This is a genomic window from Novosphingobium sp. BL-S-34 (assembly GCF_056857015.1).
This window is the reverse complement of sequence record NZ_CM166472.1, coordinates 848,698-863,856: the sequence shown is the minus strand read 5'-3', so window position 1 is coordinate 863,856 and position 15,159 is coordinate 848,698. Positions and strand designations below refer to the sequence as shown.

The 15,159-nt window shown below is 66.0% G+C and carries 13 protein-coding genes and 1 other RNA gene; 12 read left to right on the top strand and 2 right to left on the bottom strand.

All coding sequences use genetic code 11. From position 1 onward, the window contains the following. The first annotated feature begins 123 nt into the window (after nucleotides 1–123). From AC1VV3_RS04045 to AC1VV3_RS04035, 3 genes are all read left to right on the top strand, one after another. The gene (locus AC1VV3_RS04045) at nucleotides 124–801 is read left to right on the top strand and encodes a response regulator transcription factor (protein WP_021232972.1); all 678 of its coding nucleotides are present in this window, start codon (nucleotides 124–126) and stop codon (nucleotides 799–801) included. A 187-nt stretch (nucleotides 802–988) separates the two neighbouring features. After that, nucleotides 989–2,305 carry a sensor histidine kinase gene (locus AC1VV3_RS04040; protein WP_132264152.1) on the top strand — a complete coding sequence of 439 codons (1,317 nt, stop codon included), beginning with the start codon at nucleotides 989–991 and terminating at the stop codon, nucleotides 2,303–2,305. A gap of 135 nt (nucleotides 2,306–2,440) precedes the next feature. Next, complete coding sequence (locus tag AC1VV3_RS04035) at nucleotides 2,441–2,644, top strand: hypothetical protein (RefSeq protein ID WP_132263258.1); 204 nt, start codon at nucleotides 2,441–2,443, stop codon at nucleotides 2,642–2,644. Nucleotides 2,645–2,738: 94 nt separating this feature from the next. Here the strand turns inward: AC1VV3_RS04035 and AC1VV3_RS04030 are convergent, their stop codons facing one another. Continuing rightward, nucleotides 2,739–3,041: a chorismate mutase gene (locus tag AC1VV3_RS04030; protein ID WP_132263256.1), complete on the bottom strand. Its 303-nt coding sequence runs from the start codon at nucleotides 3,039–3,041 to the stop codon at nucleotides 2,739–2,741. Between the two features lie 108 nt (nucleotides 3,042–3,149). On the opposite strand from AC1VV3_RS04030, the gene AC1VV3_RS04025 reads away from it, so the two are divergent. The 4 genes from AC1VV3_RS04025 (at nucleotide 3,150) to AC1VV3_RS04010 (ending at nucleotide 7,314) form a co-directional block, all read left to right on the top strand. Continuing rightward, on the top strand, nucleotides 3,150–4,166 hold the full coding sequence (locus AC1VV3_RS04025; protein WP_132263255.1) for a polyprenyl synthetase family protein: 1,017 nt from the start codon (nucleotides 3,150–3,152) through the stop codon (nucleotides 4,164–4,166). A gap of 225 nt (nucleotides 4,167–4,391) precedes the next feature. Beyond that, the gene (locus AC1VV3_RS04020; protein WP_482961963.1) at nucleotides 4,392–5,297 is read left to right on the top strand and encodes a hypothetical protein; all 906 of its coding nucleotides are present in this window, start codon (nucleotides 4,392–4,394) and stop codon (nucleotides 5,295–5,297) included. Nucleotides 5,298–5,332: 35 nt separating this feature from the next. Further along, the gene (locus tag AC1VV3_RS04015) at nucleotides 5,333–6,400 is read left to right on the top strand and encodes a linear amide C-N hydrolase (protein WP_431566867.1); all 1,068 of its coding nucleotides are present in this window, start codon (nucleotides 5,333–5,335) and stop codon (nucleotides 6,398–6,400) included. Nucleotides 6,401–6,549: 149 nt separating this feature from the next. Continuing rightward, a complete protein-coding gene (locus AC1VV3_RS04010) occupies nucleotides 6,550–7,314 on the top strand; it encodes an energy transducer TonB (RefSeq protein ID WP_207912816.1) in 765 nt (254 codons plus the stop codon). Between the two features lie 61 nt (nucleotides 7,315–7,375). On the opposite strand, the gene AC1VV3_RS04005 is transcribed toward AC1VV3_RS04010, so the two are convergent. Next, on the bottom strand, nucleotides 7,376–9,322 hold the full coding sequence (locus AC1VV3_RS04005) for a putative bifunctional diguanylate cyclase/phosphodiesterase (protein ID WP_431566866.1): 1,947 nt from the start codon (nucleotides 9,320–9,322) through the stop codon (nucleotides 7,376–7,378). 141 nt (nucleotides 9,323–9,463) lie between these two features. Here AC1VV3_RS04005 and hrpB point away from each other — a divergent pair, with 141 nt between their 5' ends. From hrpB to AC1VV3_RS03980, 5 genes are all read left to right on the top strand, one after another. Beyond that, nucleotides 9,464–11,932: an ATP-dependent helicase HrpB gene (hrpB, locus tag AC1VV3_RS04000; protein ID WP_431566865.1), complete on the top strand. Its 2,469-nt coding sequence runs from the start codon at nucleotides 9,464–9,466 to the stop codon at nucleotides 11,930–11,932. A 45-nt stretch (nucleotides 11,933–11,977) separates the two neighbouring features. Beyond that, nucleotides 11,978–12,256: an ETC complex I subunit gene (locus AC1VV3_RS03995; RefSeq protein ID WP_482961962.1), complete on the top strand. Its 279-nt coding sequence runs from the start codon at nucleotides 11,978–11,980 to the stop codon at nucleotides 12,254–12,256. A 180-nt stretch (nucleotides 12,257–12,436) separates the two neighbouring features. Further along, nucleotides 12,437–12,531, top strand: an RNA gene (ffs, locus tag AC1VV3_RS03990) — signal recognition particle sRNA small type. A 128-nt stretch (nucleotides 12,532–12,659) separates the two neighbouring features. After that, nucleotides 12,660–14,618, top strand: coding sequence for a DNA polymerase III subunit gamma/tau (locus AC1VV3_RS03985; protein ID WP_431566864.1), 1,959 nt, complete (start codon nucleotides 12,660–12,662; stop codon nucleotides 14,616–14,618). A gap of 1 nt (nucleotide 14,619) precedes the next feature. Continuing rightward, on the top strand, nucleotides 14,620–14,955 hold the full coding sequence (locus AC1VV3_RS03980; RefSeq protein WP_132263246.1) for a YbaB/EbfC family nucleoid-associated protein: 336 nt from the start codon (nucleotides 14,620–14,622) through the stop codon (nucleotides 14,953–14,955). Nucleotides 14,956–15,159: the final 204 nt, after the last annotated feature.

Below are 15,159 nucleotides of genomic sequence, written 5' to 3'. Positions count from 1 at the left end.
CCCGTCGATCCGCGGGAACCAACGCGGGGGCCGTCGCTTGACGCTGCCGGGCTTTCGCCCCATTTGAACTCCGCCCCCACCGGCCCACTTTCATTGGGCCCGCCCTCTTAGGGAGAGACCGAATTGCGCATCCTGATCGTCGAGGATGAACCCACGCTCGGCAACCAGCTCAAGACCACGCTGGAACAGACCGGATATGCCGTAGACTTGTCCGTCGATGGCGAGGACGGCCACTTCCTGGGTTCGACCGAGGAATACGACGCCGTTATCCTCGACCTTGGCCTGCCGGAGATCGATGGCCTTACCGTGCTGGGCATGTGGCGCAGGGAAGGGCGCAATTTCCCCGTCCTGGTCCTTACCGCCCGCGATTCCTGGTCCGACAAGGTGGCCGGGCTCGACGCCGGCGCGGACGACTATCTGGCCAAGCCCTTCCAGACCGAGGAACTGATCGCCCGCCTGCGCGCGCTGATCCGCCGTGCCTCGGGCAACACTTCCAGCGAACTGACCGCCGGCGACGTGCGGCTGGACACCCGTTCGGGCCGCGTCACCCTGGCCGGGGAGCCGGTCAAGCTGACCGCGCAGGAATACAAGCTGCTGTCCTACCTGATGCACCACAAGGGCAAGGTGGTCAGCCGCACCGAACTGATCGAGCACATCTACGATCAGGATTTCGACCGCGATTCGAACACGATCGAGGTCTTCGTCACGCGCATCCGCAAGAAGCTGGGTGCCGATGTCATCACGACGATCCGTGGCCTTGGCTACAGCCTCGACGACCCCGCAGAACCCGGCCGCGGCTGACGTGTCAGCCCCGGAACCGGGCCTCCCGGAAGCGGGATCCGGCACGAAAGCGTCCCGTGCGGCGGCTGCCGGCGTAGCGGGGGCCGGCGCGGCGGGGGCCAGCGAAGCCGGGTCCCATGCGCCGGGAACCGGAGAGAGCGGCGGCGCCCAGGTGCGGGCCGCCAATACCGGCTCGCTCGCGCGCCGCATGATGCTGATCGCTGCGGGATGGATCTTCATCCTGCTGCTGGTCGGCGGACTGGCGCTCGACCGGACGCTGACCGGCCTCATCACGCGCAATTTCGACGAGCAGCTCGGCTACATGCTCACCGGCATGATCGGCTCGGTGGAAATAGGGCCGGACGGCGAAGTCTTCTTCATCCGTCCGCTGGGCGACCAGCGCTTTCTGGAGCCCAATTCCGGGCTCTACTGGCAGATTCGCGCCAAGGGCCATGAGGATTTCCCGTCGCGTTCGCTATGGGACCGCAGCATCAACGTGCCGCCCGAGCATTTCGACGCCCAGCAACACGTCTATGACAGCCCGCAGTTTCCCGGCGAGCCCCTGCGCGTGATGGAGCGGGCGGTGATCCTGCCGGGCAGCGATGCCCAGTGGATGTTCACGGTCGCGGCCAGCCGGGTCGATCTGAACGACCAGATCAAGATGGTGCGCGGCATTCTCGTCTATAGCTTCGTCGCGCTGGGCTTCGGCCTGCTGCTCATGGCGGGCATGCAGACCTGGTACGGCCTGTTCCCGCTGCGCCATGTGCGCCGCGCAATCCAGAAGCTGCGCACGACCGGGGCCAGCCGCGTCACCCAGCCGCTGCCGCAGGAAGTGGAACCGCTGGTCGACGAGCTGAATGCACTGCTCGCCCATACCGAAAGACAGGCCGAGGAAGCGCGCATGCATGCAGGCAACCTCGCTCACGCGCTCAAGACGCCGCTTACGGTGGTGATGAACGCGGCCACGGCCAAGGCGCCCGATCTCTCGGACACCGTGATTCGCGAGGCAGCGGTCATGCGCCGCCAGGTCGATCACCATCTGGCGCGGGCGAGGGCGGTCGGCCGCCGCGCCGTCGGGCAATCGCGCGCGGAAGTCTGGCCGAGCCTGGAGGCCGTGCTGCGCGCTGTGGAGCGGCTCTACGACCAGGCGCGGCTGGACCTGGATGGCAATCACGACGCCGTCGTGGCCCTTGAAAAGCAGGATCTCGAGGAGATTCTCGGCAACCTGATCGAGAATGCGGCCAAGTACGGCGGCGGCAGCGTGTTCGTGACGGTGGATCCCGATCGCACCTCGCGCTTGTGCGAAGTGTGGATCGAGGACGACGGCATGGGCATTCCCGAAACCGAGCGTATCCGCATCTTCGATCGCGGCGCGCGTCTCGATACCGGCAAGCCCGGCACCGGGCTGGGCCTTGCCATCGTGCGCGATGTCGTGGAAATCTACGGCGGCACCGTGGAACTCGACGAGAGCGAGGACCTGGGCGGCTTGCTGGTCAAGCTCAAGCTGCCGCGGGTCGATGCCTAGGTTCACGATCCCATCCGGCGCCTGGCTTCCCTTATCCGGCTTCGGACGGGATTTTCGTGGGAACCGGCGCAGAGGCGGTTGCGGCTCCGTTCATTCATCCCCATTGGCGCGGTTTGCCAGATCAAGGACCCTTTCATGACCGATTCCATCAACCTGTCGCTGTCGTCGGACGAGATCGAAATCATCGTCGACGCCCTCGAAGCCGATCTCGAAGGCTACGTAGAAGCTGCCAAGGAAGCGCGCGGCAACAACAACCGCGAGGACGTGGCGACCTTCACCGAAGCGGCCACGCGTATCCAGACGCTGATGTCGAAGCTTCAGGATCTGGTGGAAGACTGACCTTCCGGGCCAGCTTTTCCTTCAGGAGCTGCCGTCCCGGGCCATCCCGGGACGACGGCTCCCTATACGGATCCGATTCCCTGAGAACCTGGGCTCAGGCCTGGTTCTTCGCGCGCTCGTGGTGGCGGATCACTTCGTCGATGATGAAGCGGATGAACTTCTCGCCGAAATCGGGGTCGAGATGGGCGTCTTCCGCCAGCTTGCGCAGACGCACGATCTGGCGTTCCTCGCGGCCGGGGTCGGAGGCGGGAAGGTCGTTCTTCGCCTTATAGGCGCCTACCGCCTGGGTGATCCGGAAGCGTTCCGCCAACATGTGGATCAGAGCGGCGTCGATATTGTCGATGCTCGCACGGAAACCGGCGAGTACGAGGTCGGCTGCGGGAGTGTCCTGGGTCATCGCGTGGTCCGCTAGCACGGGTTCGCCGCCTCTTCCAGTCGGGGCGTTCGACCGTCCCGTGGCATTCGCTCTTGCGTTACGGACGCCGAACGCGCAATGCGCGGGTCGATGAGTGCCGATGTCATTCCCCTGCGCGCACGCGGGTCGCAGCCTACCCTCGCTCCCATGCTGGCGCTCACCGCTCCCGGCATGAACAGCGTCAACGCCGTCATTCTGGACCGGATGCAGAGCGAGATTCCGCTCATCCCGGCGCTTGCCGGGCATCTGATCTCGGGCGGTGGCAAGCGCATGCGCCCGATGCTGATGGTCGCGGCGGCGGAGCTGTGCGGCTATCAAGGCACCCGCCATCACAAGCTGGCCGCGGCCGTGGAATTCCTTCACACCGCCACGCTGCTTCATGACGATGTCGTCGACGGTTCGGACATGCGCCGCGGCAAGGCCGCCGCCAATATCGTCTTCGGCAATCCCGCGACGGTCCTGGTGGGCGATTTCCTGTTCACGCGCGCTTTCGAATTGATGGTGGAAGACGGCAGCCTCAAGGTCCTCAAGATCTTCTCCAAGGCCAGCTCGATCATTGCCGAGGGCGAGGTCGATCAGTTGACCGCCCAGCGCCGGATCGAGACGAGCGAGGAGCACTACCTCCAGATCATCGGTTCCAAGACCGCGGCGCTCTTCGCCGCCGCCACGCGCATTCCGGCGATAGTTGCTGAAAAGAACGAAGCGGAGGAGCACGCGCTCGACGCCTACGGTCGCAATCTCGGCATCGCGTTCCAGCTGGTCGACGACGCCATCGACTACGATTCGGAAGCCTCCGAATCGGGCAAGGACAAGGGTGACGATTTCCGCGAGGGCAAGATGACCCTGCCGGTGATCCTGGCCTATGCGCGCGGCAATGCCGAGGAACGCAAGTTCTGGGAAGACGCCATCGCCGGTTTCCGCACCGAGGATGAGGACCTGGCCCACGCCGTGGAACTCATCAACCGCCACGGCTGCGTGGAGGCGACGCGGGAACGCGCGCGTCTCTATGCCCAGCGGGCCATCGATTCGCTCTCGATCTTCCCCGCCGGCGCGGCGCGGGAGGCCATGTGCGAAGCGGTCGAGTTCGCGGTGGCGCGCCGCTACTGAGCCTCGGGCTTTTCCATCTTCGTTATCGGACGCCGGGCAGCATCTGTCCGGCGTTTTCGTATGTGCTCTGCCGATAGTTATCGTTGGCGTAACTTTAATGGCGCTGGAAATTTTGCGACGAGGCTGCCGGGGTAAATGAGTAAAGCGTCGATCTATTCGGTTGATACTATAGGACAATGGCTATAGGTTCGCGGCGTTACGAGTTCCTGCCTCGGGAGATCGTCGTTGGTTCGAAGTGGTCGATCCTCATTTCGGTTCCTTCTCGCGGGCATCCTGCTTTGTGGGCTTGCCGGACTTTCCGAGGCGAGGGCGCAAGGTGCTCCGGACGATGCCTCTGGCGTTCAGGCCGGCGGCGTTTCTGTCGATACCGTCGATGAAGGGCGGGTCCCAATACCCCCTCCGGCCGGACGCGGCGGCACCGGCTGGACGCTCATCGTTAGTCCTTATGTCTGGGGCGCTTCCATTGGCGGCGACCTTGGCCTGGCCGGGTTGCAGACACAGGCGCATTTGCCCTTCGGCGATATCTTCCACCATCTCGACCTTGCGGCCATGGGGACCGTCGAAGCGGTGAACGGCCGCTGGGGCGGATATCTCGATGCCCAGCATGTGAAGACCTCGCAGACCGAGCAGGTGCTGTCGCTGCCCGTGGATCTCAGCATCCGCACCACGCGCGTGGCGGGCGGGTTCTACTACAAGGCCTGGATCGTTCCGCTTCCCGGCGAGACGGCCTTCGGCAGTCCCCGAAACGTCTCTTTCGAACCGACCGTAGGCCTGCGCTGGACCGACCTGAAGGCCAGCGCCGCCGTCGCGCCCCTGGCCCTGCAGACGGGGAAAGGGGCGAACTGGGTCGATCCCTTCGTGGGTCTGCGCATGAATGCCGATCTCTCGCGGCGCTGGAATCTGTTCGCCCAGGCCGACGTGGGCGGCTTCGGCGCCGGCTCCGACATCAGCGTCAATGCTGTCGCCATGCTGGGGTACCGCACGCATGTCTTCGGGCAGCGCACGATCCTGCGGGCAGGCTACCGCTTCATCTACGAGGATTACGACCAGCCCGATTTCACCGGGCGCGGCAAGTTCGTCTGGGACATGCAGCAACGCGGCCCGCTGATGGGACTGTCGATGCTCTTCTGATTGCTCCGTTGCCACGAGGAGAATTGCCGATGCGCATGACGACCACATTCGGGCGGGCGCTTTGCGCGCTGGCCTTGCCGGGCCTGCTGACCGCGGGTGTCGCCGCCGATGCCTGCACGCGGGCAGTCTATCTGGGGCCGAACGACAACGTCATCACGGCCCGCTCGATGGACTGGAAGAGCGACATCGTCTCCAACTTGTGGATCCTGCCGCGGGGCATGGCGCGGACCGGCGAGGCAGGGGCCAATTCCATCAAGTGGACTTCGAAATACGGCAGCGTCGTCGTCAGCGGCTATGACGTCTCCAGCACGGACGGCGTCAACGAGAAAGGGCTCAACGCCAACATGCTCTGGCTGGTCGAATCGGAATATCCGCATTTCGATGGCAAGGGTAAGCCGGGGCTGACGATCGCGGCCTGGGCGCAATATGCGCTCGACAACTTCGCGACCGTTGCCGAGGCCGTGGCGGCGTTCGAAAAGGAGCCTTTCACGGTCGTCACCGACAGTGTGCCGGGCGAGGACCGCCTGACGACCGTGCACCTCTCCATGTCGGACGCCACGGGAGACAGCGCCATCGTCGAATATATCGGCGGCAAGCAGGTGATCCACCACGGTCGCCAGTTCCAGGTCATGACCAATTCGCCGACTTACGACGAGCAACTGGCACTCAATACCTACTGGAAAGGCATCGGCGGCACGACCATGCTGCCGGGCACTAACCGCGCGGCGGATCGCTTCGCGCGAGCTTCCTTCTATATCAACGCCATTCCCAAGGAACCGGACCCCAACAAGGCGCTCGCCGCGGTGTTCAGCGTGATCCGCAATGCCTCGGTGCCCTATGGCATCAACACGCCGGAAGAACCGAACATCTCATCCACCCGCTGGCGCATCGTCTTCGATCACAAGCGACAGCTGTACTTCTTCGAATCGGCTTTGACGCCCAACACCTTCTGGGTCGACCTGAAGAAGATCGATTTCTCGAAGGAGACGGGCAAAGTGAAAAAGCTCGATCTCGGTCCAGATCAGAACCACACGTTCTCGGGCGAGGCGAACAAGGACTTCGTGGACCACGCACCGTTCCGGTTCCTGGGTTTGACGGGCTGAATTTCCGCTATTTTCAAGGATGTTGGACGGTGACGGGCGCCCGGCATCGCTCGCACGGTGGGCTTTTCGCGCAACAGTCCACCGTGCAATGAAGTTGCAATAAGGCCGCAATTGCGGTGGCAGGGGAAGCACCCTATTCAGGCCGCGTCATGCCCTCCGAATCCGAGCAGGCGCCGTCGGGTTATCAACCTGGCTCGCCGCGCCAACGCCTCGTATCATCGTTCCTCTCCGCGGGGCTGATCCTTCTTGCGCTGTTGCTGGCCATCTACCAGACGGGCCTCGTTCCCGAACTTGCGAAGAAGACGACCGCGCTGACCACGTTCGACGTCGTCGACCATGATCGCGACAAGGGCGGGGACAAACCGGCCCAGCCCAAGCAGCGCGAGGAAAAGAAGGTCGAGCAGAAGCAGCAGGCCGCGGTGGTGCAGGAAAAAGTGCCGACGCCACCTGTCGAAACGCCGGTGGAGAAGAAGCCGGCTTTCACCTTCCTCAAGATGTCCAGCCAGGACTTCGCCGCGGCGGATATCGGCAAGATGAAGGGGCAGGGGCTGGCGCAGGGTGCTCCGGCACCGGGCGGTTCGGGCGGGACTTACGGCCCCGGCGAAGGCCCCGGCGGCGCGACGCTCTACAACGCGGACTGGTTCCGCCGGCCCACCGATGCGCAGCTTGGCGGGTACTTGCCGGAAAAGCGGCCCAATACCGGCTGGGGCATGATCGCCTGCCAGACCATGGAGCATTACAAGGTCGACAATTGCCAGATCCTGGGCGAATCGCCGCGCGGCTCTGGCTTCGGCCGGGCGGTGCTCAATGCGGCTTGGCAGTTCGAGGTTCTTCCGCCGCGCATCAACGGCAAGCCGCAGCTGGGGACCTGGGTGCGCATCCGCATCGACTACGGGACTAAGAGCGACATCTGAACGGGCCGCGAAAGCGGATGGTGGACTGAATCGGGCCTAGCCGCCCGGGCAAGCCGCCCGGTCAGGCCATGTGCCAGGTCTTGGAAGAGGTCTCGATCCGGGCCAGCATATCATCCAGCGACATGGGCCGGGCGATGTGGAAGCCCTGGGCCAGCGAGAACCCGGCGATCCGGGCGCTGAGGAGCTGGTCTTCGGTCTCGATCCCTTCGATCACGCATTCCAGCGAGAGCGCGCGCGCAAGGTTACGGATTGCCGAGATCAGGCGGCGGCCCACGGTCTCGTCGAGCCGGGGCGCGAAGCTGCGGTCGATCTTGACCATGTCGAGCGGCAACTGGTGCAGCGACGACAGGCTCGAATAGCCGGTGCCGAAGTCGTCCAGCGCAATCCGGGCGCCGGTGGCGCGCAGGCGCTCCAGGACGATACGAGCGGTGTCGAGTTCGGCGATCAGGGTCGTCTCGGTGATTTCGAAGAGCAGGCGACGGGCGTCGCTGCCGCTCGTTTCGATCCGTTCCAGCAAAGTGCCGATTGTCTCGGCGTCCGAAATGTCGTGGCCCGACAAGTTGAACGAGACCGAGATAGGGTGCGGCAGGCGGGCCAGGGTATCGAGCGCATGATCGAACAGGGTCGCCGTCACTTCGCGGGCACGGCCCACGCGTTCGGCCGCGGCGATCATCATTTCCGGCGCGATCACGCCCAGCGTGGGCGAGGTCCAGCGGGCGAGGCATTCGAAGCCGACTGGCTGGTTGCTTTCGGTGGCGATGATCGGCTGATAGGCGACCGAGAGTTCGTGCGAGAGGTCCGCGCTCTGCATCGCTGCATCGAGTGCCTGCTCGGAGCGGATCAGGGTTTCCAGGTGATCGGAAAAGCGCACGCACTGGCCGCGCCGGTGATTCTTGGCATGGTAGAGCGCAAAGTCGGCGCGGTCGTAAAGCGAATGCGCGGTGCGCGCGCTTTCCGGATAGATCGCAATTCCCGCCGATCCGCCGACGGCCATCGTCACTTCGCCGATCCGGGCCGGGCTGCGGATGGCGGCGCAGAACTTCTGCGCGATCGCCTCCGCCTCGTCGGGGCCACCGGGCACGATGAAGCCGAATTCGTCGCCGCCGAGGCGGGCGATCGTCACGCTGGGATCGCACTGCGCGATCAGGCGCGTGCCGATGACCTGGAGCAGCCGGTCGCCCTGGGCATGGCCATAAGTATCGTTGACGGGCTTGAAGCGGTCCAGATCTATCAGGCCGACGCAGAAGACTTTGTCTTCGCCGCTTTCCAGCAGGTTTTCGAGCGTGGCGAAGAAATAGCGGCGGTTGGGCAGGCCGGTAAGTGCGTCGGTCTGCGCCAGCCGGGCGTTCTCGTCACCCAGCGCCTGAGCCTGCCGGCGTTCGGCGCGCAAGTCGCGCTGGGCGACCTCCAGTTCGACGAACGAATCGTACGTGTCGCGCAGGATCTTGAGGATCACGGCCGCCACCAGCGCGATGTTGATCGCCACGGCGGTGAGCGTCGCCGAACCCGTCGTCACGCAATAGACGAGGAACATGCCCAGTGCCGTCAGGCAGATCAGCAGGGCGGCGGTGGGCAGGAACGTCAGGCAGAACACGCAGCCGAGTACGGTGACGGACACGAAAACCGCGACATGGCCATGCTCGTAAGGGCCGCCGTAACGGTCGAGGCAGAGCGACCAGACGGCGAAAGCCATGGCGAAGACCAGCGCCAGCCAGATCGCCCGGCGCATGCGCCGCAGCGCGACATCCGCTTCCAGATCGCGCTGGCCGATGGGGCGCAGCCATACCAGCATGCGAATCAGGCAGCAGGCGATGAGGACGGCGGGGATCGTAAGGGTGAGAAATCCGGGAGCCAGCGCACGATGCGTATAGGCCAGGATGGCCGCATTGACCGACAAGAGTCCGTAAAGCGGCGGGATTCGTTCGCGCAGGCGCAAGTACTGCGCCACGGGCAAGGGGTAATGCCCGGCGCGGTGCATCTTGTATTCGATTACATTGGCGTCAGGCAAAACGTGAACTCCTGAGAGTTTTGCTTAGGTATGATTCCTTGATGAAGAGTAGACGTCTTCAACAATTTCATCCGTTTCGGATCAGGGTCCAGTGAGGCTGGAGCCTTTCCCGCTCCCGCCACGCGCACTAAGGAGTCGTGCGTGAGCGACCTTCCCATCCAAGCCGTATTGCCCGAAGTCCTGTCCGCATTGCGTGACGGTCCTCACGCTGTGCTGATAGCGCCGCCGGGCGCCGGCAAGACGACCGCACTGGCTCCGGCACTGCTGGCGGAGCCCTGGTGCACGGGCACGGTGATCCTGCTTTCGCCGCGCCGCGTGGCTGCCCGTGCCGCGGCCGAGCGCATGGCCGAGCAACTGGGCGAGAAGGCCGGGGAGACGATCGGCTACGTCACCCGTCTCGATGTGAAGCGCTCCGCCCGGACGCGGATCGTGGTCATGACCGAGGCGATCTTCGTGGCCACCATCGTATCCGATCCGGAGCTGTCCGGCGTCTCTGCGGTGTTGTTCGATGAGGCCCACGAGCGGCATCTCGACAGCGACCTCGGCCTCGCGCTCGCCATCGAATCGAGTCAGGTCCTGCGCGAGGATCTGCGCATCGTCGTCATGTCGGCGACGATCGACGGCGCGCGTTTTTCACGGTTGCTGGGCGGGAATGCGCCGGTGATCGAAAGTGCGGGCAAGGCGTGGCCGCTGGCGATCCGCTGGCTGGGCGGGTCGCCCGACCAGCGGATCGAAGATGCCATGACGTCCGCCGTGCTCACCGCATGGCGCGAGCAGGAGGGGGACATTCTTGCCTTCCTCCCCGGCGTGCGGGACATCGACCGGGTGGCGGAGCGGCTGGCGGAACGCCTGCCGGCCGCGCTCGTCCTGCCTCTGCATGGCCAATGCGAGCCGGCAGCCCAGCGCGCGGCGATCCGCCGCGACTCGCAGGGACGCCGCCGGATCGTGCTTTCCACGGCGATTGCAGAAACTTCGCTGACGCTCGAGGGCGTTTCCGTGGTCGTCGACAGCGGCCTGTCGCGCCGGGCTGAATTCGACAAGGCCGCCGGGGTCACCCGGCTGGCGACTCACCGCGCGAGTCGCGCCTCGGCTGCCCAGCGCGCGGGCCGCGCGGCCCGACAGGGGCCGGGCACGGCCTACCGGCTGTGGGAAGAGGCGGCGCATCCCGGGCGTCCCGAATTCGACCCGCCGGAGATGCTCACCAGCGACCTGGCGCCGCTGACCCTGTCGCTGGCCCAATGGGGTGGCGGTGATCCGGCGGCGATGGCCTGGCTCGATCCCCCGCCGCCGCCCGCTCTGGATGCCGCGCGGCGGCAACTGGCCGCCCTTGGCGCGCTGGACGGAGACGACCGGATCACGGCTTTCGGCCGCAAGGTTGCGGCACTGCCCATGGACCCCGCGCAGGCGGCGATGATCCTTCATGCCGCCGAGTGCGGCGCCGCCCCCGTCGCGGCCCGGCTCGCCCTGCTGCTGCAGGAGCGTGGGCTGGGTGGCCGCAGCGAGGATCTGGCGCAGCGCCTCTCGCGCTGGGATGGCGATCGCTCGCCGCGGGCGGAAGCGTCTCGCAAGCTTGCGGCGGGCTGGGCGCGCCGGGCCCGCGCGCTGATCGCAGGGGAGGACGACAGGCAGGACGTGCCTCCCGGCGTTCTGCTGGCGCTGGGGCGGCCCGACATGGTTGCGCGCCGCCGCGATGCGAGTGGTGAGAACTGGCTCTCCGCCGGGGGCAGGGGCTACGTGCTCGACCCGGCCTCGCCGCTGGCCTCGCGCGAATGGCTGGTGATCGGCGACGCCCAGGGCCAGGCCAAGGGCGCGCGGATCCTGTCCGGCGCGTCGCTGGAGGCGACGGACGTGGAGCAGGGCCTGACCGACCGGATCGAGCGCCGCTCCGTCCTGCGCTGGAACGAGGCTGAGGGCCGGGTGGAGGCGCGGCTAGAACGGCGGCTGGGCGCGATCACGCTGGCCAGCGGCCCCGATCCGGCGCCCGATCCGGTGGCCATCGCCGCGTTCCTGCTCGAACGGGTGCGGGAGAAGGGGCTCGACCTCGTGCCTTTCGGCAAGGGCACGCTCTCGCTGCTGCGCCGGGCGCGCTACGCGGGGATCGCGGCGCTTTCCGAGCAGGCCCTGCTGGCCGATCTCGACGCATGGCTGGGGCCGCTGCTCGGACGGCGGCTCGATGCGATCGACAAGGGCGCTCTGGCCGAATCGCTGCGCAATCGCCTGGCCTGGGACGACCAGCAAGCGCTGGAGAAGCTGGCTCCGCCCGAGTTCCGCAGTCCGGCGGGGAGCACGCATGCCATCGATTACGAGGACGAGGGCGGGCCAAGCGTGGAAGTGCGGGTTCAGGCCCTGTTCGGCCTCGACCGCCATCCGACGTTCGGCCAGCCGCCGCAGCCGCTCCTTCTCAAGCTGACGTCTCCTGCCGGCCGTCCGATCCAGACAACCCGCGATTTGCCGGGATTCTGGCGCGGATCCTGGCGCGATGTGCAGCGCGACATGAAGGGGCGATATCCCCGACATCGCTGGCCCGACGCGCCCTGGACCGAGGATCCCAGCCTCAAGACGCGCAACGCATTCGAGAGGTCAAAAGGAGAAGCATCCGGGAAGACGTGATTTGCGCTTGATTCTCTCCCTGATTCGGAGGCAAAGCGCTCGGCCATGAGTGCACGCATCTATCAGCGCCCGAAGAACGCCATGCAGTCCGGCAACGCACTGCTGGACCAGTGGGTCCTCGAGTTCGCCCCTTCCGAAGCGAAGAAGCCCGATCCCCTGATGGGGTGGGCCGGTTCCGGCGACATGCAGCAGCAGGTCACGCTGAGGTTCCCGGATCTGGAAGAGGCCAAGGCCTATGCCGCGCGCTACGGTATCGAGGCCGAAGTGCACAGCACCCCGCCGCGCCGCCTCAAGATCCAGGCTTACGCCGACAACTTCCGCTGATCCGCTGCGCTGCGGCGCACGTTTCTGAGCAAATCGGCCCGCGTTTCCGGCAAGGATACGCGGGCCGCTGCCGTTATGGCGTCGGCACGGCTCGCCGCCGTCATGGCCCGCACGAAGCCCCTGTTGAAAAGCCCGACAATCCGGGCTGGACAAACCGGGCGCGCCTCTCCATATGGCCGCCCGGGAGTCGGGTGGACGTTTGCGTTCGCCAACCTGGTCAGGTCCGGAAGGAAGCAGCCACAACGGATAGCGGCGGGTCGCCCGGCTCCTTCAGCCCACATCATGCAACATGATTGCCGGACCCGCCGATGCCCAGCGCTTCGGTTGGGGGATTCGGCTCTGGGCTGTGGAGCAAATTGCTTTTCCCCTGACATTCCCGTCCCCAGTCCCTAGTTTACGCGCGATGGACGATTCACGCGACATGTTCGGCGATACCCCCCCTTGGGACGACAAGGAGGAGGAGGCGCCCGCACCGACCCAAGCCGAGCTGGAACAGGCCGGTCAGGCGTCGATGTTCGGCGCGCCTGACGCCGCGCCTGTCGCATCGACGCCGGCCCCGGCGGAAGCGAAGCCTGAGGCTGCGGTGTCCAAGCCTGTCGCCAAGGCCGAGCCGGCCCAGGCCGAACCGGTCCAGGCGGAACCGGCCAAGCCTGAATCCGGCAAGCCCGCGGCCGCTCCGGCGCAGCCCTACCGGGTGCTGGCGCGCAAGTATCGTCCGCAGACTTTCGCCGAGCTGATCGGTCAGGAAGCCATGGTCCAGACCCTGGCCAACGCCATCAAGCGCGACCGGCTGGCCCATGCCTTCCTGATGACCGGCGTGCGCGGGGTGGGCAAGACGTCCACCGCGCGGCTGATCGCAAAGGCGCTCAACTGCATCGGCCCGGACGGGCAGGGCGGCCCGACCATCGATCCCTGCGGCCAGTGCGAGCCCTGCCTGGCGATTGCCGAGGGCCGCCATATCGACGTGATCGAGATGGATGCCGCCTCGCATACGGGTGTCGACGACGTGCGCGAGATCATCGAGGCCGTGCGCTATGCCGCGGTTTCGGCGCGCTACAAGATCTACATCATCGACGAAGTCCACATGCTTTCCCGCAACGCTTTCAATGCCTTGCTGAAGACGCTTGAGGAACCGCCGGCCCATGTGAAGTTCCTTTTCGCGACAACCGAAGTGGACAAGCTGCCGGTCACGGTGCTGTCCCGCTGCCAGCGCTTCGACTTGCGCCGTATCCCGGCACCGATGCTGGCCGCGCATTTCGCCCGGGTCTGCGGCCTGGAGGGCGTGGAAGCCGAGGACGAGGCGCTGGCCATGGTCGCCGCCGCCGCCGAAGGTTCGGTGCGCGACGGGCTCTCGATCCTCGACCAGGCCATCGCCCATGCCGATCTCGATGGCGAGGGGCAGGTCCTGGCCGAGAAGGTGCGCGACATGCTCGGCCTTTCGGACAAGAGCGTGCAGCGCGGCCTCGTCACCGCGATTCTCGACGGCAAGGGCGGCGAACTGCTCGAACTCGTGGCGCGCCAGTTCTCGCTGGGCGTCGAGCCGATCGCGATCATGCGCGGGCTGATGACCCTGGTTCACCGCATCGCCGTGGCGCAAGTCGCCGGCGGCGCGCACGATGCCCATTCCGCGGAAGAACGCGAGGCGATCGAAGGCTGGGCGAAGTCGCTCAAGGCCGGGCAGGTCCATCGCATCTGGCAGCTCCTGCTCAAGGGGCACGAGGAAGTGAAATCCGCGCCCGATCCGCTGGTCGCCGCGCAAATGGCGCTGCTGCGGATCCTGCATGCCTCGGACATGCCGGACCCGGGCTCGCTGGTGAAGAAGCTGGAAGAGCTGGCCGCGCGGGCCCCTGCTACCGCGCCGGTGCCTGTCGCTTCCGGTGCGCCGGAAACAGGCGGCGCTGGGGGCGAGGGCATGGCACAGGCCGCTCCCGTCCCGGCCGCGCCTGCCCCGGCGCCCAGTGTGGAGATGATCGCGCGCCGCTGGGAAGAGCTGATCGACGATGTCGAGCATATGGGCGAGCTTTCCAGCGCCAATACCATGCGCATGCAGGTGCGGGTGGTCGAGCTGGGCGCCAGCCTGCTGCGCTTCTCGCAGCCGCCCGGCTTCAGCGAAGACATCACCGGCATCCTGCGCGCCTGCCTGACCAAGGCCACCGGCGAGCGCTGGGAGGTCTACAAGGTCGGCGAGCAGGGCGCGCCCACCCTGGTGGAGCAGGCCGAGGCGAAGAAGAACGCGGAAAGCGATGCCGTGAACCGGCATCCGTTGATCCTGGCCACCAAGGCCGCTTTCCCGCAAGCCGAAGTTATCGAAGATGATCGTCCGATTGCCGTTGGCGGCGGCGGACGGAACTGGAGACATTGAAATGAAGTCGATGGAAGAGATGCTCAAGGCGGCCCAGCAGGCGGCCGAGACCATCCAGAAGCAGATGGACGAAGCGCAGACCAAGCTGGACGCGATGGAAGTCGAAGGACTTTCGGGCGGCGGACTGGTCAAGATCCGCTGCTCGGCCAAGGGCCGCGTGATCGGCGTGTCGATCGACGACAGCCTGATGCAGCCAGGCGAAAAGCAGATCCTCGAAGACCTGATCGCCGCTGCCTACAATGACGCGCGCGTCAAGGCGGACTCGGTCGCCGGCGAGGAACTGGCCAAGGCCCAGCAGGGCATGGGCCTGCCGCCCGGCTTCAAGATGCCGTTCTGATCCATGCAGTGCCTTCCTGCGCCCGCTGGTCCACGCCGTCACAGGCGAACGAGCGCAGGCGCAGGAACCGCGATTTCCACCAGGGTTGACGAAACTCCGGCTGAATCGCGCTATATTGGATCAGGGGCCCGGTGTTTTCTATGAACCGGGATCTAGGGGAAGGGTGAAGTGGTGCGGTTAGCGCTTCCACAGTCTTTCGGCGTC

Excerpts from the sequence above, each read along its gene's own strand:
- AC1VV3_RS04040 (WP_132264152.1), top strand. The coding sequence starts at position 989 with ATGATGCTGATCGCTGCGGGATGGATCTTCATCCTGCTGCTGGTCGGC.
- AC1VV3_RS04035 (WP_132263258.1), top strand. The coding sequence starts at position 2,441 with ATGACCGATTCCATCAACCTGTCGCTGTCGTCGGACGAGATCGAAATC.
- AC1VV3_RS04030 (WP_132263256.1), bottom strand. The coding sequence starts at position 3,041 with ATGACCCAGGACACTCCCGCAGCCGACCTCGTACTCGCCGGTTTCCGT.
- AC1VV3_RS04025 (WP_132263255.1), top strand. The coding sequence starts at position 3,150 with ATGAGTGCCGATGTCATTCCCCTGCGCGCACGCGGGTCGCAGCCTACC.
- AC1VV3_RS04015 (WP_431566867.1), top strand. The coding sequence starts at position 5,333 with ATGACGACCACATTCGGGCGGGCGCTTTGCGCGCTGGCCTTGCCGGGC.
- AC1VV3_RS04010 (WP_207912816.1), top strand. The coding sequence starts at position 6,550 with ATGCCCTCCGAATCCGAGCAGGCGCCGTCGGGTTATCAACCTGGCTCG.
- AC1VV3_RS03995 (WP_482961962.1), top strand. The coding sequence starts at position 11,978 with ATGAGTGCACGCATCTATCAGCGCCCGAAGAACGCCATGCAGTCCGGC.
- AC1VV3_RS03985 (WP_431566864.1), top strand. The coding sequence starts at position 12,660 with ATGGACGATTCACGCGACATGTTCGGCGATACCCCCCCTTGGGACGAC.
- AC1VV3_RS03980 (WP_132263246.1), top strand. The coding sequence starts at position 14,620 with ATGAAGTCGATGGAAGAGATGCTCAAGGCGGCCCAGCAGGCGGCCGAG.